At 43.0% G+C, this 20763-nt stretch carries 21 protein-coding genes; 11 read left to right on the top strand and 10 right to left on the bottom strand.

Going from position 1 to position 20763, the window contains the following annotated elements; translation table 11 throughout:
• Positions 1-40: 40 nt before the first annotated feature.
• Together rlmF and WH43_RS18325 are read right to left on the bottom strand one after the other, a co-directional pair.
• Positions 41-976 carry a 23S rRNA (adenine(1618)-N(6))-methyltransferase RlmF gene (gene rlmF / locus WH43_RS18330; protein WP_053426009.1) on the bottom strand — a complete coding sequence of 312 codons (936 nt, stop codon included), beginning with the start codon at positions 974-976 and terminating at the stop codon, positions 41-43.
• A 21-nt stretch (positions 977-997) separates the two neighbouring features.
• Positions 998-2038: a LacI family DNA-binding transcriptional regulator gene (locus WH43_RS18325; protein ID WP_221411372.1), complete on the bottom strand. Its 1041-nt coding sequence runs from the start codon at positions 2036-2038 to the stop codon at positions 998-1000.
• A gap of 508 nt (positions 2039-2546) precedes the next feature.
• On the opposite strand from WH43_RS18325, the gene WH43_RS18320 reads away from it, so the two are divergent.
• The 4 genes from WH43_RS18320 to WH43_RS18305 are packed head-to-tail and all read left to right on the top strand — an operon-like array spanning position 2547 to position 5646.
• Positions 2547-3353 (top strand): MipA/OmpV family protein, encoded by an 807-nt coding sequence (locus WH43_RS18320; RefSeq protein WP_053426008.1) that lies wholly within the window; start codon positions 2547-2549, stop codon positions 3351-3353.
• Between the two features lie 14 nt (positions 3354-3367).
• A complete protein-coding gene (locus tag WH43_RS18315) occupies positions 3368-3742 on the top strand; it encodes a DUF3019 domain-containing protein (RefSeq protein ID WP_053426007.1) in 375 nt (124 codons plus the stop codon).
• Entirely contained in the window at positions 3742-4437 is a 696-nt protein-coding gene (locus WH43_RS18310) for a winged helix-turn-helix domain-containing protein (protein WP_053426006.1), read from the top strand. Before WH43_RS18315 ends, WH43_RS18310 begins: the two co-directional genes overlap by 1 nt.
• Before the next feature lie 3 nt (positions 4438-4440).
• The gene (locus WH43_RS18305; protein WP_053426005.1) at positions 4441-5646 is read left to right on the top strand and encodes an ATP-binding protein; all 1206 of its coding nucleotides are present in this window, start codon (positions 4441-4443) and stop codon (positions 5644-5646) included.
• 21 nt (positions 5647-5667) lie between these two features.
• Here WH43_RS18305 and WH43_RS18300 read toward each other — a convergent pair whose 3' ends face one another.
• The gene (locus WH43_RS18300) at positions 5668-6342 is read right to left on the bottom strand and encodes a DUF3334 family protein (RefSeq protein WP_053426004.1); all 675 of its coding nucleotides are present in this window, start codon (positions 6340-6342) and stop codon (positions 5668-5670) included.
• 140 nt (positions 6343-6482) lie between these two features.
• Between WH43_RS18300 and WH43_RS18295 the strand changes: the two genes are divergently transcribed.
• Entirely contained in the window at positions 6483-7034 is a 552-nt protein-coding gene (locus WH43_RS18295) for a sugar O-acetyltransferase (protein ID WP_053426003.1), read from the top strand.
• On the opposite strand, the gene WH43_RS18290 is transcribed toward WH43_RS18295, so the two are convergent.
• Positions 7031-7672 (bottom strand): substrate-binding periplasmic protein, encoded by a 642-nt coding sequence (locus WH43_RS18290; protein ID WP_286050008.1) that lies wholly within the window; start codon positions 7670-7672, stop codon positions 7031-7033. The two genes, WH43_RS18295 and WH43_RS18290, sit on opposite strands and share 4 nt — an antisense overlap.
• A gap of 201 nt (positions 7673-7873) precedes the next feature.
• On the opposite strand from WH43_RS18290, the gene WH43_RS18285 reads away from it, so the two are divergent.
• Complete coding sequence (locus tag WH43_RS18285; RefSeq protein WP_053426001.1) at positions 7874-9058, top strand: Bcr/CflA family efflux MFS transporter; 1185 nt, start codon at positions 7874-7876, stop codon at positions 9056-9058.
• Here WH43_RS18285 and WH43_RS18280 read toward each other — a convergent pair.
• Positions 9055-9732 carry an ATP-binding protein gene (locus WH43_RS18280; RefSeq protein WP_082335857.1) on the bottom strand — a complete coding sequence of 226 codons (678 nt, stop codon included), beginning with the start codon at positions 9730-9732 and terminating at the stop codon, positions 9055-9057. The genes WH43_RS18285 and WH43_RS18280 overlap by 4 nt on opposite strands.
• A 96-nt stretch (positions 9733-9828) precedes the next feature.
• Between WH43_RS18280 and WH43_RS18275 the strand changes: the two genes are divergently transcribed.
• The 5 genes from WH43_RS18275 to WH43_RS18255 all read left to right on the top strand — a co-directional run bounded on the left by WH43_RS18275 (position 9829) and on the right by WH43_RS18255 (position 15898).
• A complete protein-coding gene (locus WH43_RS18275) occupies positions 9829-10521 on the top strand; it encodes a heteromeric transposase endonuclease subunit TnsA (RefSeq protein ID WP_053426000.1) in 693 nt (230 codons plus the stop codon).
• A 1-nt stretch (position 10522) separates the two neighbouring features.
• Positions 10523-12460, top strand: a complete 1938-nt coding sequence (locus tag WH43_RS18270; protein ID WP_053425999.1) for a TnsB C-terminal domain-containing protein — start codon at positions 10523-10525, stop codon at positions 12458-12460.
• Complete coding sequence (locus WH43_RS18265) at positions 12457-13347, top strand: TniB family NTP-binding protein (protein WP_053425998.1); 891 nt, start codon at positions 12457-12459, stop codon at positions 13345-13347. Before WH43_RS18270 ends, WH43_RS18265 begins: the two co-directional genes overlap by 4 nt.
• Positions 13305-14456: a TniQ family protein gene (locus WH43_RS19925; protein ID WP_082335856.1), complete on the top strand. Its 1152-nt coding sequence runs from the start codon at positions 13305-13307 to the stop codon at positions 14454-14456. Before WH43_RS18265 ends, WH43_RS19925 begins: the two co-directional genes overlap by 43 nt.
• A 470-nt stretch (positions 14457-14926) precedes the next feature.
• Positions 14927-15898: a hypothetical protein gene (locus WH43_RS18255; protein WP_152342902.1), complete on the top strand. Its 972-nt coding sequence runs from the start codon at positions 14927-14929 to the stop codon at positions 15896-15898.
• A gap of 291 nt (positions 15899-16189) precedes the next feature.
• Here the strand turns inward: WH43_RS18255 and WH43_RS18250 are convergent, their stop codons facing one another.
• The 5 genes from WH43_RS18250 to WH43_RS18230 all read right to left on the bottom strand — a co-directional run bounded on the left by WH43_RS18250 (position 16190) and on the right by WH43_RS18230 (position 20363).
• Complete coding sequence (locus WH43_RS18250) at positions 16190-16861, bottom strand: DUF2971 domain-containing protein (RefSeq protein WP_053425995.1); 672 nt, start codon at positions 16859-16861, stop codon at positions 16190-16192.
• Positions 16862-17037: 176 nt separating this feature from the next.
• Positions 17038-17769 (bottom strand): hypothetical protein, encoded by a 732-nt coding sequence (locus WH43_RS18245; protein ID WP_053425994.1) that lies wholly within the window; start codon positions 17767-17769, stop codon positions 17038-17040.
• A gap of 81 nt (positions 17770-17850) precedes the next feature.
• The gene (locus WH43_RS20975; protein ID WP_286050007.1) at positions 17851-18675 is read right to left on the bottom strand and encodes a PD-(D/E)XK nuclease domain-containing protein; all 825 of its coding nucleotides are present in this window, start codon (positions 18673-18675) and stop codon (positions 17851-17853) included.
• Between the two features lie 362 nt (positions 18676-19037).
• Entirely contained in the window at positions 19038-19379 is a 342-nt protein-coding gene (locus WH43_RS18235) for a hypothetical protein (RefSeq protein WP_053425993.1), read from the bottom strand.
• A gap of 339 nt (positions 19380-19718) precedes the next feature.
• Complete coding sequence (locus tag WH43_RS18230) at positions 19719-20363, bottom strand: hypothetical protein (protein ID WP_053425992.1); 645 nt, start codon at positions 20361-20363, stop codon at positions 19719-19721.
• Positions 20364-20763: the final 400 nt, after the last annotated feature.

Below are 20763 nucleotides of genomic sequence, written 5' to 3'. Positions count from 1 at the left end.
TTAGCGATGGACAGGTCAGAGGCACTTCCATTTGAGTTCGTTATTTCTTTTGCCATCTGAACTGAGCCCAGAGTTGACGCTGCTTTTCAGGCATAAAACTCCAGACCAAAATCCGGCTTTGTTTATTGCCTTGCTGCATGTTAACTACCTGATGTTCTGCGCCCAACTGAGTTAACTGCTTCTGAAGTGCTGGCAGATTGTCCTGTTTGGACACCAGGCTACTAAACCACAGTACTTGCTGCGCATAGCTTTGACTTTCCTCAATCATCGTTTTGATAAACGCCACTTCTCCACCGTCACACCATAGCTCATGCGAGCGACCAGCGAAATTTAGCTCTGCTTTTTTATACCCCAGATGTTTGGCTTTACGTTCACTGCCTGCTGCCGCTTGCTCAGCCGAGGTATGAAAGGGTGGGTTACATAAGGTCAGATCAAACAAATCAGTAGGCTGAATAATGCCGTGAAAAATATGACTGGAATGGGGTTGCTGACGCAGCGTAATTTTATGCTGTAGCTGATTTTGCTCTATCAATAAGTGGGCGGCTTTTGCAGCCACCGGATCCAGTTCGGAGGCTGTTACCTTCCAGCCGTATTCGGCCTGAGCTAATAAAGGATAAATCAGATTGGCACCACAACCTGTGTCCAGCAACTGCACTTTGCTACCGGTCGGTACTCTGTTTTTATTCAGCAAAGCTAACAAATCAGCCAGATAATGCAGGTAATCAACGCGGCCGGGCACTGCAGGACATAAAAAACCTTCCGGCAGTTGCCAATGAGCAACTGAGTACAGCTGTTTTAATAAGGCCTGGTTCAGAGTTTTTACCGCATCCGAATTGGCAAAGTCTATGGATAATTGGCCGTATCCATTGTCCCGGACAAAAGCACTGAGTGCTGGAACTGCAGTACAGAGGGCGGCAAAATCATAGGGGTGTTGATGTTTGTTGCGCGGATGCAAAGCTTTGTTGGATAGTTTCATTCAAAGAACCTGGGCTGCAGCTTAACGCTCTGCAGCACCACAAGAGTGACGGACAATAATTTTCGGCTGAATTTCTGTCAATTCTACAGCCTGATGATTAATCAGTTTTAATAAATTGACCACCAGCATTTCACCAGCCAAAGAGGTATTTTGCTGAATAGTAGTTAAAGCCGGTGATGAAAAAGAGGCCACAGGTATATCATCAAAGCCGACCACAGCGACATCTTCAGGCACCCTCAAGCCTTTTTTCTGCAAAGCACGAATAGCCCCAATGGCGATCAGGTCGCTGGCACAAAACAGTGCATCAAAAGTTTTACCCTGAGCATGTAGTTGATTAATTGCATCGAAGCCAGCTTGCTCTGTTGAAATGGCATCCAGCTGCGCCACAGTGTCCTCTGCTATTCCTGCTTGTTTTAGGGCGTGCACCATGCCCTGATAACGAGCTAAAAACTCAGGACTGTTATCGGATGCATTACCTATAAAAGCAAAGCGGCTGCGTCCTTGTTGCAGCAGATGTTGGCCCGCCAGTTTTCCGCCTTGCAGATTATTACTGCGGATTGTGAATTCAGGGTGGCCTTGCACTTCAGCTCCCCAACAGACGAAATGAGTTTGTTGCGCCAGCAAGGTGTTGAGTTTTTCTTCGTAGTCTTTGTAGTCACCGTAACCCAGCAGAATAATACCATCGGCCTTTTTACTGTCCTCATAGTCAGCGTGCCAGTCATTGCTCAGTTGCTGAAAAGAGACTAGTAAGTCGTGTCCACGTTGGCTGCAAGCCCGGGTAATACTGCCCAGCATAGCGAGGAAAAACGGATTGATCTGAGATTCGTCTACAGTCGGGTCTTCAAACAGTAATAGTGCCAAAGTGCCAGTAGTTTGTTTGCGTAAATTACTGGCGTTTTTATCCACTTTGTAATTTAACTGCTTCGCAATGGCGAATATTTTGTCTTTGGTTTCCTGATTCACAGCCGGGCTATCACGCAACGCACGCGAAACCGTGGATTGCGAGACGCCAGCCAGATAAGCGATATCAAAAGAGGTCGCTTTTCCTTTCATTGGTGTCATCGGGGCTATTCCTGGCTGATTTGTTGACTTCATATACCCTTCTTACTTGAAGCTGCAGCTACGTTGACTGCGCTCTTTCGCATCAGTCACATAGACAACTATGTTCCTGACGACTCAATCTCTTGTCGCCCTAACATGGCTTTATCTTCGGTATGCTTTGGGATAACCCCAGCCCCGACAATAGCTCTTCCTGAGCACGGCTTCGAGGTGCTTATTTATTCTTAATAATGCTGGGCATCATAGCATTAAATTGTGGTCAGTGATCCTTTTCACTGGTTGCTATCACAACCTCACAATTTGATTTGATTACGTATTTTTCTACGTCGTGGATCCTATGTTTAGCCACAGCCGTGCTGTGACTGAATGCGGCAATTTGTACGAAGTTGTTAACTTTGCTTAAGCTGTTTTGTATTAACTGCTAAAGTATGCGCCATGATTAGCCTGAGTAACCCGTCCGATGAAATCTGTAGTTTGGTTTTTTCTCATCTGCCTTTTGAGCAGCAAAGCCGTGTTGGCATGCAGCGAAAACGCCGACGGTTGCGTAGAGTCTGAACAATTTCAGTTGTCTGTCGCTATAGGCGCGGGACAACGCAGTAATCCTCTTTATGACGGTGACAGCTTTCCTATGCTGATTCTGCCGGATTTTAGTTACTATACCGACACTTGGTTCATTGACAATGGCACTTTAGGTTACAGTCTGGTTCAGAATGATCAGTTTGCGGCCAGTGTGGTGATGCGGTTGAACTCAGAAAAGGGCTACTTCCAGCGTTGGTTTGCCGGTAATGTCATTACGATGAACAGCGCTGGTGCGTTGTTACCTCCTGACGTTGAAATTGGCACCGAAAAGACGATGAGCACAGTATCGGTTGAACAGGTGAAAAAAAGGCCGACCGCATTGGATGCTGGCTTACAGTTCAACTGGTTTGGAGAGCAGTGGCAAAGCCGACTGAACCTGTGGCAAGACATCAACTCCAAGTACCAGGGCCAGAATGCCAGTTTGAGTTGGTCGCGTTTTTGGCCTCTGGCTGGTGGGCAGTTTGATTTGAGTACCACTTTATACTGGAAAAGTGCCAAACTGATCGACACCTACTATGGGGTGGATGACGATGAACTCTATTACCTGGGGCGTTATGATGGACGGGCCAGTTGGCAACCTGAATTACGTTTAGGCTGGCAGAAGGCTCTGACTTCACGCTGGTCTGTACTTACTTTTTATCGATATCTGCATTTGGATGATGCGATGACGGATAGTCCGTTAGTGCAGGATGATTCAGTGCAGACCTGGTTTGTAGGTATGGTTTATCGCTTTTATTGAACGAAGGATAGGGAATGTTCGGGCTGTTATTCGCCGGTAATATGATGCTGGCTGCCGCCCAGCCCCCTGAATGCAAGGCTGAATTATGCTGGTCAGTAAGTCCGGCTTTTTGTGTTTCTGCAACACCAGAACAAGTTTGTGAGACTCAGCTAAATGTCAGTTGGAGTAGCAGCAAAGTTGAAAATCTGTGTCTGTATTTTGCACAGCAGCAAATGCAGTGTTGGCAGCAAGTCAAACAGGGAGAATGGCAGCAAGTATTGAGTTGGCCGGGTAAAACGGAAGTCAGATTGCAACACGACCATGATGTGTTATTGCAAAAAGAGTTAATAGTCTTAAGCCGTCAGCCGGAAAAAAGACGACGTCTGGTGGCACCCTGGAGTGTGTTTTGATGCAAAAAATCTTACTGGTTGAAGATGATGCCCGCTTAGCTGCTTTAGTACAGAGCTTTCTGCAGCAACAAGGCTTTGAGGTTCGGTTGGAAAGTCGTGGTGATACAGTTCCGGCTATTTGTCAGACCTGGTTGCCTGATTTGCTGATCTTGGATTTGATGTTGCCTGGTATGGATGGTTTTACCGTGTGCCGTACTATCAGGCCCTGGTTTACTGCACCCATTTTAATGCTAACTGCCAAACAAGGTGATATTGATCAGGTGTTGGGGTTAGAGCTGGGGGCTGATGATTATGTCATTAAACCAGTTGAGCCTCGTGTCTTGCTGGCCAGAGTACACGCTTTGTTAAGACGGAGCAGTCCGACACAAAAAACTGAAAATCAGGAGCTTAGCTTTGGTCTGCTGAATCTGAATAACAGTGCCAGAGAAGCGCATTTTGCTGGTCAACTGGTCGAGTTAACCAGTTATGAGTTTGATTTGTTATGGATGCTGGCTAAACATGCGGGGCAGACGGTTAAACGTGAAGCCATTCATAAACAGATCATTGGTCGTGAATACGACGGCTTAGATCGTACAGTGGACGTTCGTGTGTCGCATTTACGTCGTAAACTTAATGATAACGCCGAAACGCCATTTCGTATTAAAACTGTCTGGGGTAAAGGCTACTTATTTGTTGCAGACGCCTGGAATAGCTAAGCAGTGTCCAGGCTATTCCTGCATTTTTATCTTTTTATTTCGCTGGTACTGATTGGTGTTGGCTGGACTGTAGAGCGGATCTGGCAGGAAACTCAAAGTCAGGTTCCGCCTTGGGTACTGTTACTGGCAGACAATCTGGCCGGACAACTCAGTACTCAGTCTTTACCGCATGCAAAGCTGTCCTCGGCATTGCCTGTCACTCAATTGCCCGCTGGCAGTATTTTATGGTCGGATTCTGAACTTGCTGCGTTAAACGCAGGGCAGGTGGTTCCTTTGTTCACCCAAGACCAGGTGTTTTTTTATGCGATACAACAGGATGAGTTGTGGCAGCTTGGTCCTGCTGATTTGACCGAAAGTGCTGTGCCTTCCTACTGGTTTAGTTTGTTGTTTTTAGGATTGTTAGCTGTGGCTGTATGGTTATGGCTTTGGCCTGTAGCCCGCGATATTCAAAAGCTCAAGCAACAATTGTCTGAGCCTAATGCGCCAGCTGCTGTGCCAGTGCGATCTTTTATCGCCCCTATTGCGCTTAGTTTCGAACAAATGCGACAACAAATTCAGCGATTACTGGGTTTGCAGCGCGAAATGACACAGGCTGTTTCGCACGAATTACGTACCCCCTTAGCCCGTTTGAGTTTCGCATTGGAATTGTCAGCTCTGCCCACAGACGAAAAGCAACTGATGCTAAATGATGTTAAAGAGTTAGAGCATCTGGTGGATGAGATGCTGGACTATGCCCGTCTCGAATCGGTACAGCCACAGTTGAAGAAGCAGCAGGTCGACTTATCTGAATTGCTGCAGAACTTAGTTGAAAAGTTATCTCCTCTGCCTGGTGCTCCTGTCAAACTTCAGGTGGTGGCGGGCTGCATTTATGTCTGCGATGGTCATTATCTGGAAAGGGCAGTGCAAAATTTACTGGTGAATGCGAAACGATTTGCTCGTACTCAGGTACTGATGACACTTGAAGTAAAACCGCATTCGATTGAGATCACAGTGGAAGATGACGGACCTGGTATAGCTTTGGAACAAAGAGCAGAAATTCTGAAGCCTTTTGTCCGATTGGATCCAAGCAGGCAAAAAGGTTTTGGTGGTTTTGGTCTGGGCTTGGCTATTGTCAGTCGGGTGATGGAATGGCATCAGGCAAGTGTTAGGGTTGATGACAGTCGTTTGGGTGGTGCTTGTTTCAGGATAAAACTGCCGTTAGTTCACTGAGCCAACGGCAGTCACAGAATATTACAGTCCCAGGTTTTTTAGAAAATCATCGTCTGCGTCAGAGGTTAACACTTCAACAGCTTCTGTTTCAGTGGCATTGGTATGCGCGATGATATCGTCCGGATTTTCGTCCTGAGTTGGAATAAAGTCATGTAATTGGATAAATTCAGTTTTATCCATAGACAGTTCCATATAAAAAATGGCGTGGTTGGGGGTGCTGAACGTGACTCGTCTGGCTTGAGGCTGGTCCAACTGGGTATTGATCATGATTTGCACTTGTTTATTAATCGCCATCATTTTAGGTTGGCTTTGATTAATAGAGGTTTGCAGCTCCATCCGGACTCTGTTGGTGAAGTCACCCACTATTTGGTTCATCAACTCACCCATCACATTACCTACCTCGTCTGAGGTATGGAAATTGGCAAGTTCAGACTCTGGCATCCCCATGCTCATCATGTACTTACGGTAAATTTCCATTGCAGCTTGCGCGGTAAAATTGATAATGACTAAACCAGAAAAACCGCCATCAAATAATACGAAGCAGCCTAAATCTGGACGCAGGCAAGTTTTTTGGATTTTTTGCACCATAGGTGAGTAAGCAACTTTATCATTACCTGCTGCAGCCAAAACCTGAGTCACAGAATGGCAGAGCGTGAGCAGTATTTCTTCGGTAGTAATTACTTTTGTTTTTTTCATCTCTTAACCCAGCTAAGCAACAACATTAACCTTAGTATATCTCTATTCCAACGCATAACACTATAAAAAGCCTAAGGCTTTATGCTAACACCCAGATATAGAGCAGCTGATGTTCTATTCATTTAAAGAGGCAAAGATCAATGACAGAGCAAGAAAAAATGGCTGCAGGCTTGTGGTTTAATCCTGCGGATAAGGTTCTGGCAGCACAACGGCAGCATGCCAAAGCTTTGTGTGCGCAGATGAATCAACAGGGGCCTTTACCTTTTAAAGCTCATCAACAGCAGGCCGGACAGCTGTTTGGTAAGCTGGGCAGCTGCTATATCGAGCCCAATTTCTTCTGTGATTATGGCTATAACATTGAACTGGGGCAGAACTTTTATGCGAATCATCACTGCGTTATTTTAGATGCGGCTAAAGTGAGTATTGGAGATGATGTGCTGCTAGGGCCCGGAGTTCAGATATACACCGTGACCCATCCGCTGGATGCGGCGCAGCGAAAAACCGGATTAGAAAAAGGCGTGGCCGTGACCATAGGAAACTCGGTCTGGGTTGGCGGCGGAGCCATTATTTTACCTGGTGTCAGTATAGGTGAGGGCGCAGTTGTTGCTGCTGGTGCTGTGGTGACTAAAGATGTACCAGCGTATGTAGTGGTGGCAGGTAATCCAGCTAAGATGATAAAAACTCTGGATTAAAGTCTGGGCCTGTCATGGATTTTTTGAAATTCTCCTGATTCTATAAGATGAAGCAGGCCAGTATTAAATTTTGCCTGTAACTCCGGACTCCAGAATGCCGCAGGGTATTCGACGGCGGGGAAAATCTCATGTATTTGCAAGGTACCCTGACCATAATTTTTATTGGCATAATAGCTGAGTACCTTCCGATCCCCCACCATCAATTGAACCCGGTCATTCATTAATAACTCAAATTGTTTCTCGCGGTCTGCTTCTTCCAGGTAATGTGCTGTTTTGATGATGGCAGAAAAATCCGGCCCTAATACTTCACTGGCTTGTTGATAGGCAACAATAGTTTTTCCCGTCAAATCTTTCATGCTATCGATGTTAAGTTTTGTTGTACTTTTGTTCGCAACAACATCCAACACAGTGAAATAGGGCTGGCTGTAAAATGCGCCGGGATAAGGCACAGCAACAGGACTGGCTATGTCCAGTTTTTGTTCTGAAAATAGCTTGAGCAAGCGATTGTAGCTGTAGAGTTCAAACTCAGCCTCAATGCCCTCACGCTGTAAAATAGCTTTTACTATCTCATAATCCACACCGGTCATTTCCCCTTGCGCATTCCGGTATGCCCAGGGAGCGGAATCATGTAAACCCACTTTAATGCTGGCAGCTTGGGTAAATAAGCTGACCAAACTGAAGAATAAAACAAAAAGTCTCATAAAGGCTCCGGTAAAGCATAAGCTCCTTGCCTGTTTTTAACACAGTTCGGGACCAGTGTCGCAATTTTTAAGATGGTGCTGCCAATAAATTTTACTCAGATCAGGTATCATTTAATTGCTTCCTGTCTGGATCCTATTATGAGTAAAACTGTTTCTTTGGGTTTATTGGTGCTGCTTGCCAGTATCATCGCTATTACCCCTCTGGCCATTGATATGTATTTGCCTGCCATGCCAGTGATGGCTGATGAATTAGGTACAGATATTGGTCTTATTCAGCAATCGTTGAGCATATATCTGGCAGCTTACGGATTAGGGATGCTGCTGTTTGGCCCGCTGGCAGATGCTATTGGTCGTCGTCCTCTGGCTTTAGGTGGGCTGTGCTTTTTTTGCCTGGCCAGTTTTGCATTAGCTTTTTGCCACGACGCTCAGTGGTTGTTAGCGTTACGCGCTCTACAGGCTTTTGCTGGCAGTGCGGCAACTGTGGTCATTCCTGGAATTATTCGTGCTTTGTATCAGGAAAATACAGCCAAAGGCATGTCCTATGTGTCGATGATTATGATGATGGCGCCTCTGATCGCTCCTGCTATCGGCAGTGCTGTACTTTGGGTTGGGCATTGGCAGGATATCTTTTTAGTGCTGGCTTTGTATTCGGCATTGATCCTGCTGCTGACCTGGCGTTTTTTACCTGATCCTGTGCCAGTCGTGAAAGGACGGCAGCTGGAGTTTTTCTCTGGTTATCGTTTTGTGTTTGCTCACTTGGCGGCACGACCACAAATTGCGACCTCGATGTTTGCCTCTTTTTCTTTCTTTTGCTTTTTGACCGCGGTGCCTTTTGTTTATATTGAATACTTCGGAGTCAACGAACAACTATTTAGTCTGTTGTTTGCACTCAATGTGGGCATGCTGATGCTGGCTAATTTCTGTAATAGCAGGTTGGTCAGCCGCTTTGGTCCGCAGCGTATGCTGAATATGGGACTGGTGTCAGCACTGTGCAGTGCTGTTGTACTTTGTCTGGCCAACTGGTTTGAGCTAGGTTTAGTGTTCACTGTGCTGAGTATTGGGCCTTTGATGGCAAGCTTGGGTTTGATTGCCACTAATGCAGACGCGATGATTTTGATGCGTTTTCCTGAGCACAGTGGCACAGCTACGGCGGTGATTGGGACACTGAGATTTGGCAGTGGTGCATTAGCAGGTCCTCTATTAGCGCTGATTTATACCGGAACAGCTCTGCCTTTTTCCTTATTGATGTTGTCTGGCGTGCTGGCGATCGCTATTAGTCAGTTTTTAGGTGCACATCAAGCACGGCCTGCCAAAGCATCTTAAGATTGCAGATGATTGAGTAGCCTGTCAAAGGAGCGATAACTTAAGGCTTCGAGTAAATCCGTGCGCTCTATCTGCGGACGCTGAGCTAAGTCGGCCAGAGTACGTGCTACTTTGAGCAGTTTGTGATAACTGCGGGCAGATAGTTTGAGCTGGGTCAGGCAATGTTCAAAAAAATCGGCATCTGCTGGTGTTAAGTAACAGTGTTGTGCCAGTTCAGTCAGGTTTAAGCGTGCATTGGCTTTGCCTTGCCGTTGCCACTGAATAGCTCGTGCCGACTGCACTCTTTGTTTTACCTGAACACTGGACTCTTCCTGTTTATGTTGGCTTAAACTGCCTTTAGGTAACAGTGGAACTTCGACCTGGAGTTCGATACGGTCGAGAAAAGGACCAGATAAACGGCTTAAATAACGGCGGATTTGCTCCGGGCTGGAGCGGCCATCTTTGTGGTGACCTGACGGGCTTGGGTTGAGCGCTACTACCAATTGGAAACAGGCAGGAAACTCAGCCTGCCGCGCTGCTCTTGAGATAAATACTTTGCCGCTTTCTAAAGGTTGGCGTAGTGATTCGAGTACCAGACGTGGAAACTCAGGTACCTCATCCAGAAACAAAATGCCGCTATGGGCTAAAGATATTTCTCCGGGACGAGGTACAGAACCACTGTCATTTGCAGAAATTCATGAGACTATCACCACATTTTTCTTTGATTTTAGGCACGTTTTTTCTCAAATTACTGAGACTAATATACTAAATTTAATGATACTGAGGTGTAAATGAGTAGTAATAGTCGATACCAACCTATACCTAAGCAAACACGCAAAATTAAACCGACCCGAAGAAGTGTGTCGGGAGTTTATGCTTTCAGGGGGGAGTCCTCGATAGCGTATGAATCGACACTAGAACGCGATTTCGTAATTCGTCATGAATTTAACCTTGATGTAGCACAAGTTATTCCTCAGCCAGTTGCTATCCCTTTCCGAACACCAAGGGGGCGCACATATTCATATACCCCAGACTTTTTAGTCCTTTGGTCCCTTGGTTCAAATTTCTCAATATCTTCGAACTACCCAAAACCCATGTTAGTTGAGATAAAACCTTCCGAAGAATGGAAAAAGAATTGGCGCGAATGGTCTGTTAAGTGGAAGGCTGCAAGGCGCTATGCACGTGAACAAGGATGGGAGTTTAGGATTTATGATGAATCCAGGATTAGGGACCAAGTACTTAAAAATATAATGTTTTTAAGCCGTTACCAACGCTTAGAATTCTTAAATGAAGATAACCTTCATATTATTGAATCAGTAAAGGAACGTGGTGTTGTTGAGTTTCACTCTTTGCTTGCCCGACATTATATGGGTATTTATCGAGCCACCGGGATATCACATATTTGGCATTTAGTAGCGACACATAAACTGAAATGTGACCTCTCTGTTCCTCTGTCCGATTATTCTGAGCTATGGGTTAATTAATATGGAAAAAGAGCGCGAAAACCAAAATGAAGTTAGTTCATTTCCTGTCAATCGAGCTGTAGTAGATACTAATATTGGCAGTTATGTCGTTCACGATACGAATATTTACCGGATCTCAGAGGTTCTTGATTTTGAGTCGGTTCTTGGCGTATCCGTCGAGACAGGTAAAAGTAAACCTTTGCGAATTAAAGAGCTTACGCAATTTAAGCCTTACTCTGCACGAAACGAATTTATAGACTTGGATCAGGCAGCTATTGCGGATAAAGACTGGTTAATTGCAGAGCAGCGTTACTTAGCAATCAAACCATTACTTAATAAAAGTTTTGTTTCTAAAGCAGAAGTTGAAGCAAGAGCTAAAGATACGAATACCAGTATCGCGACCCTCTATCGATGGCTTAGCCGATTTAAAGCTTATGGAGTTGTATCCGCCTTGGTTCCTAGAAAGCCCGGTTGGAAAGAAGGTAATAAACGGATCACTCATGTCATAGAAGATATTATTGACTCAGCTATTAAGTCCGTTTATCTCACGCAGCAAAGGTCTCGTGTAAACAAGACTGTCCAAGAGGTAAGAAGGGTTTGTTCACTGAGAGGAATTACTGCGCCAGCTGGAAATACAATAAGAGAGAGGATTAAGGCAATACCTGAAAGGGTGCGTTTAAGAGCTCGTGGTGAATCAGAGAAGGCAAAAAATAAATATACCCCAACACCAGGTCGTTTCCCAAACGCAGATGCGCCTTTGCAAGTCATTCAAATTGACCATACGCCGGTCGATATTATTTTGGTCGATGATGAATATAGATTGCCAATAGGCAAACCTTGGATAACGCTTGCCATTGATGTTTATAGCCGCATGGTAACTGGTTATTACGTTTCATTTGATCCTCCCTCAGAAACGTCTGTTGCTATGTGCGTTGCACATTCTATTTGCCCAAAAGATGAGTGGCTTCTGCTGAACGATGTAAATGCTGAATGGCCTGTGTGGGGGAAGCCAAGAACTATACATGTGGATAATGGGGCTGAGTTTAGGTCAGGTAATTTCAGAAATTCTTGCCTGATGCATGATATTAATCTCGAATTTAGACCCGTTAGAGTGCCCAACTATGGTGGTCACATAGAGCGCCTGTTAGGTACATTTTTATTTGAAGTTCATGATTTACCGGGAACAACATTTTCATCTATTAAAGAGCGCGCTGGTTATGACTCCGATAAACATGCAGCGATGACGAAATCTGAGTTTGAAACTTGGTTGGCAGGTCTTATCTGTCGTGTCTATCACAAACGGATTCATGCTGAACTTGGAGTAACGCCCCTGAGGCAGTGGGAAATAGGTGTCTTTGGTAATGATAGGGTTATCGGTGTAGGTCTGCCTCCACGGCCAGCTGATCGTTTTACTTTATTGCTTGATTTTATGCCATGTGAAAAAAGGACTGTTCAGACGTCCGGGGTCACAAATGATCACTTCACTTACTATGCTGATGTACTTCGTCCTTGGATTAATAGCCCAGATCTTGATGACCCGAGCAAAAAACGCAAATTTATCTTTCGATATGACCCAAGAGATATAAGCAAACTTTGGTTTTTTGATCCGCAGATTAAGCAGTATTTTAAAATTCCTTTTTCAGATTTAACGCTTCCTCCTATAAGCATATGGGAGTATCGATTGGCTAAAGAGCGCCTTAAGGCAGAAGGTAAAAGCAGTTTCAATGAGGTTGAGGTTTTTCAAGCGATTACTGACCTACGAGCTCATGTCGAAGCATCTAAAGAAAAAACAAAACGAGCTCGTCGGTTAGCTCAACGAAAAATCGAGCATGAAAAATCCCGTAAGGAGATTCCAGTATTGTTCCAAGGTAGTGAGCCGCCAGTAATAAGAACTGCTGAACCAACTCTATCTAATGACTTACTTGATGGTGATATCGAAGCATTCGGAGATATATTATGAATTCATTAGAGCATATACACCAAGATTTCAGGCATGTAGTTGGCTTTTCAGACAAGGATAGGATCCATTTTATTAATGAAAAACGCTGGATTGGGTACGACCAGGCGCATTTGATTCTCGACACAATGCAGAATTTAATGCTCATGCCCAAACGTACGAGAATGCCCAACTTATTAATCGTTGCTGATAGTAATAATGGGAAAAGCACAATTGTTGAGCGTTTTGAAGATATTTACGGGCAGGGGTATGTTAATGACAATTTCGAAGCCGTAAGACCTGTAATTGTCGCTGAATCGCCCCCTGTAGCAGATGAAAAGGGATTACTTATATCGATTCTTGAGCAGATATATGCTCCGTACCGACCCACCGACCCTGCCACAAAATTACGATATCAGACTATTCATCTGTTGCGCTCATGTCATACGAAGATTTTGATCATAGACGAATTTCATTCGTTAATCACAGGCACGGCAGTGAAACAACGTGAGGTGATGAACTCCATCAAGCTACTTTGCAATGAGTTGAAAATCCCAATAGTGGGTGTAGGTACTCGTGAGGCAGTGAGAGCTTTGCACACTGACCCGCAACATGCCAGCCGATTTGATGTTATTACTTTACCGACGTGGGAGCTCGATAAGTCATTCCAACGGCTATTAGCCGCCTTTGAAAAGGTTCTGCCATTAAAGCTCCCCTCCCAGCTGCACTTACCGGAGAGTGCAAGATTACTTCATACCATATCAGAGGGAAACATTGGCAATTTGCATACCTTATTACGCCAGTGTGCGATTAAGGCCATAAAGTCTGGCCAAGAACAAATAACTAAAGCCATCATAGAGGAACATAAATGGATCCGACCTACTCGTGGCATAAGGGAAGTTCAGCTGTAAACCCCAAATGGGGTATTCCCGTATCTTTGTTAGAGGATGAGAGTTTATCCTCTTTTCTATTACGGCTAAGTTATGCCCACGGGATAACGAGTATAGCTTTGGGGGAGATACTTTGGCCGAAGAAAAGAGTTTGGACAACTGACACAGACAGGATGAGGCTTGATGCTCTAGAGACGTTGTCTAAAGCTACCGGCGTAGCACCAGATGTGCTGTATAAAACGACTCTAAGTCCTATAGAAATTAATATTTCCAATACTGAATTAACTAAACGCCGAGGAACTGTAACTCCCTGGGTACTCACGTTAGGTTGCCGTAATCGCCAGCGGGAAGGTGGTTATAATATTTGCCCGAGTTGCTTCAGGGAAGATAGCTCGCCTTATTTACGCATACATTGGCGGCTAGCATGGCATACAGCCTGTGCAACACATCGTTGCTTATTAATCGATAAGTGCTCCAAATGTTTATCTCCAATATCTCCGCATCTGCTATCTAAAGATATCTGTAATCTAACTTACTGTTCTAGTTGCCTGTTTGATTTAAAAGAAATAAGTACTGAGCCTTGCTCGCAATCTGCGTTGGAGATTCAGTCCCTCTTAGACTCAATTGTTAGCAAAGGTCACGGTGTTTTTTGTGACGTCAGTTGGAGTTCGGTAGCGCTTTTCGGCTATTTATCTTTTCTGGGGTCACTTTCAAGGCGCGCTATGAGATCAGAGACTTCCCCTCTTAAATCTGTGTTTGAATACCTCCAAATCAAGTTGCCAGATGCCTCAGATGATTCAAAAGCACTAAAGTTTGAAAAGCTACCGCCCGATGACCGCCATAAATTATTGATAGGTTTTATGCAGTTTCTTCGGCTTCCTCTCGACGATTTTTATGCTTGCTTAGTTCAATATGGGATCACAAGGCAATCATTCGTTGGGGATTGCAAAGTAGTACCACCATATATCGAGGCTCTTGTCCAAAAGCTGCCAGATAACCAATTGAGTTACAGAAGATCAGCACGCAAACCCGGGTGGAATCCTGCCCCAAAGTACCTTGTGATGCGGAAATTGAAACAGCTAATTAAATCATTTAAGCGTCATAAAAACGAACGAAAAGTGATTAAATAATGGAGCGTTTCGAGTGTTCAGAATGTGGAAAATATCCAGAGAAGCTTCATAGGCGCTATAAAGGCAAGACTTACTGCCAGGCATGCTATCAGAGAGTTTTTAAACACCGACACTGCCCCGAATGTAATGAGTTTGCTCGCCTCCCAATTGATATGCCTAAGGCAGTCTGTAAGCGCTGTGAAAGACTAAAACCGTGTGTGCGATGCGGGGTTCAAAGCGAAAAAATAAGCAAGATTACTGATATAGGTCCTGTTTGCAATAAGTGCTTTCCTTATTTTGTAGAACCCAAAAAATGCACTTCGTGTGGAAATGTAAGTCGGAAATATCGTGTCGTTTCAGTCTTGGGAGATGTAGAAGTTTTCTGTAATCAGTGTCATCCCACAGCATCGTTTGGTACATGCCACAAATGCCACAGATATAGAAAATTAACGTTTAACGAAGACCTCGGTAAAGGGATATGCATGCTTTGCATGGATGAGGGGATTCGGATATGTGAAATATGCAGCCAGCCATTTCCTGCTGGTTACGGGAAGGTATGTGAGAGCTGCTACTGGATTGGAGTATTTAAGCAGCGTAAATCTGTGACTTCACATTTATTTGCGACCCAGGCAGTCAAAGATATATTTGCTAACTTTTCTGATTGGTTGCGAGAGCGCAGAGGTGCTGCAGTTGCAGCCATGCAACTCAATAAATACTCACAGTTGTTTTATGAAATTGAATGTCAGTGGGGCAAAGTGCCTGAATATAGAGCATTAGTTGACTACTTCAGTGTGGCTAAGATGAGGCGCTTTAAACGATTTTTCGATTGGCTTGCTGAATCAGGTGCAGTGAAAGTTGACAAGGTCGTCAAGGCCGAAGATTCGGAGCGGCATCAAATCCGAAAAATTTTAGATTCAGCAAACACGGGCAGGAAATTATCTTCTATTTTGTCGAGTTATTACGAGTATTTAACCAACCCCAAAAAAAAGCACCCATTGAGCTTGAGAACCGTTCGTTTGTATCTCAGAGCTGCTACTAGTTTGATAAAGCACTCCAGCACTGCGGGAGATGTGATTCCTAGGCAATCTGATGTGAATTCATTTCTTGCTACCAAACCAGGGCAGCAAGCCTCGCTCTCTCCGTTCATCATTTTTTTGAGGATGAAAGGTCTTTGTAATTTAACCGTTTATCGACAGCCTAAGGCTTCTATAATCAAAAGCAATAGAAACCAGCTCAAAAAAAGTTTGTTTAAAGTACTCGCAGTAGCCGCTACTGGAGATCTCACTGTGGAAGGCGAGTGGGGAGCTCTAGCTTTACAGTACTTTCATGGAATTAATAAAAAGGATTGTCATCGTATTCTTAATGGAACTACAGCCAGCGCAGGTGATGATGGAGTTACTTACATCTTTGTGAAACAAAACGTATGGATTCCCAAGCTATCCTATGGGATTAATTTGATCTAATAGCCATATACTTATGTAAGGTATTCTGGATAGTGAACTTTTCTTTTTTAATTTTTTGTAAAACATCGCCCCAAGTTACCACTGGATTCACCAGAGCGTTACTACTCGTTGTGATGTCTGCGTACCGCAACTTTCAAACGCCACGCTACCCGCAATGACTGGCATAGATCCATGGACCGCTAAGAGCGATTAGCTGACCTTAACGACTCAGTGATTGGTACTTCTATATAAAGCTAAAAATATCAACCAAGGAAAGCAATCAAAAAGGTTTATGTCTTTTTCGGAAACTTACTAACTACCACCGATGACTATGTATTTTGGTTTATCTTTTCTGTGAACAATATTGAACGTTCTGAAAGCAATTCTGGTTGTAGTTACTTCGACCTTATATCCATCTGGTAATGATTGACTGATAACAGTCTTAGTAAGTGTTTCATTTAGTGCTCCAATAATAATCCCTGTAATTCTTATTTCGTCAAGATTATAGAAGCAATGCCCATTTTCAGAATAAAAATCTTCTTGAGTAAATTGAACACGATACTCATCTTCATAACCCCACTCAATATATTTAGTATTGCAAAGTTTAAATAAACGACGTTTTGATTCTTCATCTCGGTTGGAGAATAGATTTTCTAAATCTACCTTTTCACGAGTTTTTCGGTAAGAAATCGCCTCGGCAGCTGAATCAGGCACGTCTAGCACGAGCGCAACACCTTTATGTTTATCTGCATAATGCCCCCATAAAAGGGGACTATTCCAACTAGCACTACAACATAAGACTCGAATTTTTTCATCGATCTTCTTTTTACTCTCATTGATGACAGTTCGGTCAAACTTATCATCTAAAACCATGGCTGTAAGTTCAAACGGGTCATTAAAATCAGAATATCTTGAAACTTTTAATCTTTGCTTCTGCAAGGCTTCAATAGCCCACTTTTCTGGTAGGAAATGAAATAATTTCACCTAGCGTCCTTTTTGTGCTTGATTGGGTTAATGTAGAAGCACGTCATTGTTGTCAAACTTCAACAAAGGTGCTGAGGCTCATATCTAGCCTTTTAGTTTAGCAGGGAGGTTCCAATGTAATCACATAGTCTGTTATGAGCGAATTGTGGACGTTAATGCCCCTCTAGCTGACCTTGTTATATCGTGGCCTCGATTGATTTAGCATATACAAAGCCTTCAGTAGTTGTAATTGGGACGTTATCTGGGTGGCAGAATACATCATGCTTGCCAATGTTGTTAATTGAGGTGTAGCTTTCATCGAGCCCTAAAACAACAGATTTATTCTTTAGGACATCTATGGTTCGACATTTATCGGCAACGATGTTCGTTATATTATAAACAAATTTGTACATATCAAAGCCAAGTTCATAGATTGTTCCATCTAGTTTTAGACTAGGTTTGTGACAAAAGACCTCTAGGTTAGCTAGTAAGTCTTGCGTATAGTCAAATATCTCAGATATAGAACTCATTTCTTCAGCGATGAAATCCTGTTTCTTTCTAAAGTTCTTACTCTTTTCTGGAAGTGTATTGTTTTCGATGAAAGATTTTACGCTTTTCGCAAACGTTTCTAGAGGTATTAGCAAATGCTCTGAATGACTTACCAAGACATCCGGTTCAACTACGACCTTAAGTCGAATTTCTTCGACATCCCCAACATGATGAAAATAGTTTCTAATTAGTCTAAGGATTTTGAAATCTGGTGATGACTTAATGTCGCAGTCAAAGTCTTCTTTTAACCTATCTGCTGTTGTATGTAGATTGTTAAGGAAGGTATAGAGTGAATTGGAATCTCTATCATCTACTTGAGTGAAATCCAATAACTCGTATTGACTATGAAAGAACCTGTCTATAAATCTGAATTTTTCCATGAATCTCTAATCAATTTACACGCCGCGCTTTGGGGCTTACCAAAGAGTAACTTAGGTAAGCACCAAAGCGCCTTGTTAAATTTATATATGCTTTGGCACGATGATTGTTCTAACATCAAGCTCATTGTCACAACTGCTTAGATCGTTTTCTATACCCCTCGGATTATTAATTCTTCCTTCCGGATCGTATACGAAGCATATCAGCCGGGCACACTGAGGATGCTTTTTATATTTAGCTATATCAACTATGAGTTGCTCTCCTAGTTGTTTAGTAGTCATGGAGTGACGAGTCTTCTTTATTTCAACAACTGTACTTATTTCGGGCAACAAGAAATCACTTCGTGATGAACCGCCCGCATAGCTTGGGTTCCATTCTTCAGCTCGAATATCGTTAAAAAACAACTTTAATAAAGCATGAAACAAGTCTTGAACATCATATTCGTCATTTACGTCAACTGTTGTTCTTGTGTCGTGTCGCTGTCGTAGTTGCATAACAACAGCATGAAACCTGTTCGCTATTGCCTCGATTCCATCAAACTTAACTTTATCTCCCTCGTCAATTAAGATTTCTCCACTTTCTGCCTCGAAAAATTTTGGGTTTCTTTCGATTCTAGTCCTCAGAGATTTAACTGCGCCGCGTATTTCTTCAACGCTGGCGTAGGAGGAACTATTAAGCCAGTTTCTAATTCCATTATTATAATAGTTTGCGATTGACGCTGCATGATGTTTTGAATTGGGAATATGGTCTGAAATGAAGTCTACAAGTTCAGTAGCAATTTCTCTTAACCGATAGCCATCCTTTTGATCAATATGAATACCATCTCGTGTTTTAGTGAACCTCCCCAGTATAGCGGTAAGCTCCTCATAGTATTCTTCAAGTATTTTTTTGACTTCTTGTGCGTCCATAGGACTCCAAAAGATTAATAGTTATTATGTAGACTTCTAAGTAACATCTAGTGGGTTAACCAAGAAATCATTAACTAACGTTATCATTTTCAACAAATTACAGCGTGTAACAGTGTTTTACAATAGGATGTTACTGCGAGATGTCAGTAACACAGTTGATGCTCTTAAGGTTCGGTAAGTAGCAATAGAACAGATTTACAATTGCACTCTGAAAAGTCCGCTTTTGGCACAAAGGGACTATTCGATACAGCGGTACTTTTAGTGAAATAGGAGGTACCGTCAATTTGCAACGAGTAGTGCTATCGACTTGCAAATAGGTGTATTAAATGAGCTTAAACATTTTTGAGCAAACAAGGATTAACCTATTTAATTACTCGCAAATGATCAAAGCACACACTGCTTGTCACTTTAAATCCTTGAATCGCAGAAAGTACCATAATTGTACATAAGACAATGTCTTGTAACAGAAACATTCTTTGTAGCATCGTATCTGATGTTGTAAATTCAAGTAATAACATTGGCATTTGGCCGTAAACCAGAATTGAGAAAACCGAAATAAGTATGACGTACCAATTGTTGCTGAGTTTTCCCACTGTAGAGCCGGGAAAATTAGAACTTAAATAAGCTTTTATCGCTGCGGTGCAGGCACCTATCACGAAGCCTATGCAGGCAATCAAAATCGGCACGACCCAGTATTCCCACATATAGAGAGTCTCCGCAGGTTGCTTTGTTAAATTAATTTTAGTTATAGAAGGTATTTTGTAAAGAATATTTGTTTCTTATATGTGATTTCAACTCGTCAGTGCTAGAGGATGGTAATCCCCTAGAATTACTTGACTGCTAAGAGTGACAAACGGGATTAATGTCAAAGTTCGCAGTGTCTATGCAGCTTTCATAGGAATGAATTGTTAGTTGTTTAGTTATCATTTTGCAAAATGGTATTTTTGTATTTGGAGGACTTTATTTGGTTCCCGAATCGAAAAACACTAAATTTATGAGCGGAGTCGAAAAGCAATGAATAAGTAATATTTTTCTGTTTGAAATTATTCAGTGTAGAAACAGATTTCAAGCTCTGGGTTCCAATGATGTAAATCATGTCTGCTATTTAGCGGCCAAATGCGAAATGCAAGGAGGTATTTTTCATTTATTGATTGGTATACGAATTTGTATTTTGCCGTTGGATTCAGGGCAACCAACGGAGTAGGGAAAGTGAGATCTCCCTCTTTGCATATATAGCCTTCAATATAAAGCCTTTGTGACGTCGTACTCCCTAAACATTGAATTGAAATCGCTCGCCCATCTTTTTTCGTGGGATTGCGTAAATATTTTGGATATGTCTCTGGTGGTGAGGTAAAAAGTGAAATGAACCTAAATGGACTGACTTCGGCTTTTGTAATTGGCCACTGCATGTGTGACTTGTAGAGTACTTTTTTATCGTCCAACGTAACTTTGACGTGAAATATCCCTGATTCGTGATACGAATATTTTGTCTGTTCGATATTTAACTTCTCCATGCTCTCAAGAGATATTGTCGCTTTATCCCCCATCGAACTACCGAACAATATGCAATCGTTGGGGCGAGAACTCCCCCAATACAAATCATCATTTACACATTGAAACCAATAAAACGAACGAAGTTCCCCGTCTATGTTGAAAAATACACGAAGTACAGGAGCGTAAACGCCCATAGGAAAACTCCTTATTCGAAATGATATTTGATTATGATACCTATTTGACCCGCATTTGAGTCCGAAAAAGCCTCTAGCTTGTTAGGGGCTATCCTCGACATATATTTTAATGCAGAAGAAGGCTCTTATTTATTATGCGGGACTCTACTTATTTTCACGCAATCGAGCCAACGGCTTATCTTGTTGTTCATACGTCAGTTATCTCCCCAGGCGTCTAACAATTTGTTTGTAAACTTCGATTCTCCATCAACCACGTTCACACCAAATCACGCAGCTCTTTCACTGTAGATAACGCCCCTTTTGCTTCACCGCTTTGGACTTGAGCTGCCAACGTTAATAGCTTTGTGACCTATCCCCCAAATTTAAGACCATGACATTGATGAGATTTCCAATAAAATGG

It is taken from the genome of Rheinheimera sp. KL1 (genome assembly GCF_001275035.1).
In the GTDB taxonomy this organism is placed as follows: domain Bacteria; phylum Pseudomonadota; class Gammaproteobacteria; order Enterobacterales; family Alteromonadaceae; genus Pararheinheimera; species Pararheinheimera tangshanensis.
Note: the sequence above shows the minus strand (reverse complement) of the source record. Positions and strands in the feature narration are given on the sequence as shown.

What these genes read in the sequence shown, in the direction of transcription:
- rlmF (WP_053426009.1), bottom strand. Translation starts at nt 976, where the DNA reads ATGAAACTATCCAACAAAGCTTTGCATCCGCGCAACAAACATCAACAC.
- WH43_RS18325 (WP_221411372.1), bottom strand. Translation starts at nt 2,038, where the DNA reads ATGACACCAATGAAAGGAAAAGCGACCTCTTTTGATATCGCTTATCTG.
- WH43_RS18315 (WP_053426007.1), top strand. Translation starts at nt 3,368, where the DNA reads ATGTTCGGGCTGTTATTCGCCGGTAATATGATGCTGGCTGCCGCCCAG.
- WH43_RS18310 (WP_053426006.1), top strand. Translation starts at nt 3,742, where the DNA reads ATGCAAAAAATCTTACTGGTTGAAGATGATGCCCGCTTAGCTGCTTTA.
- WH43_RS18300 (WP_053426004.1), bottom strand. Translation starts at nt 6,342, where the DNA reads ATGAAAAAAACAAAAGTAATTACTACCGAAGAAATACTGCTCACGCTC.
- WH43_RS18295 (WP_053426003.1), top strand. Translation starts at nt 6,483, where the DNA reads ATGACAGAGCAAGAAAAAATGGCTGCAGGCTTGTGGTTTAATCCTGCG.
- WH43_RS18285 (WP_053426001.1), top strand. Translation starts at nt 7,874, where the DNA reads ATGAGTAAAACTGTTTCTTTGGGTTTATTGGTGCTGCTTGCCAGTATC.
- WH43_RS18275 (WP_053426000.1), top strand. Translation starts at nt 9,829, where the DNA reads ATGAGTAGTAATAGTCGATACCAACCTATACCTAAGCAAACACGCAAA.
- WH43_RS18270 (WP_053425999.1), top strand. Translation starts at nt 10,523, where the DNA reads ATGGAAAAAGAGCGCGAAAACCAAAATGAAGTTAGTTCATTTCCTGTC.
- WH43_RS18265 (WP_053425998.1), top strand. Translation starts at nt 12,457, where the DNA reads ATGAATTCATTAGAGCATATACACCAAGATTTCAGGCATGTAGTTGGC.
- WH43_RS19925 (WP_082335856.1), top strand. Translation starts at nt 13,305, where the DNA reads ATGGATCCGACCTACTCGTGGCATAAGGGAAGTTCAGCTGTAAACCCC.
- WH43_RS18255 (WP_152342902.1), top strand. Translation starts at nt 14,927, where the DNA reads ATGGATGAGGGGATTCGGATATGTGAAATATGCAGCCAGCCATTTCCT.
- WH43_RS18245 (WP_053425994.1), bottom strand. Translation starts at nt 17,769, where the DNA reads ATGGAAAAATTCAGATTTATAGACAGGTTCTTTCATAGTCAATACGAG.
- WH43_RS20975 (WP_286050007.1), bottom strand. Translation starts at nt 18,675, where the DNA reads ATGGACGCACAAGAAGTCAAAAAAATACTTGAAGAATACTATGAGGAG.
- WH43_RS18235 (WP_053425993.1), bottom strand. Translation starts at nt 19,379, where the DNA reads ATGTGGGAATACTGGGTCGTGCCGATTTTGATTGCCTGCATAGGCTTC.
- WH43_RS18230 (WP_053425992.1), bottom strand. Translation starts at nt 20,363, where the DNA reads ATGGGCGTTTACGCTCCTGTACTTCGTGTATTTTTCAACATAGACGGG.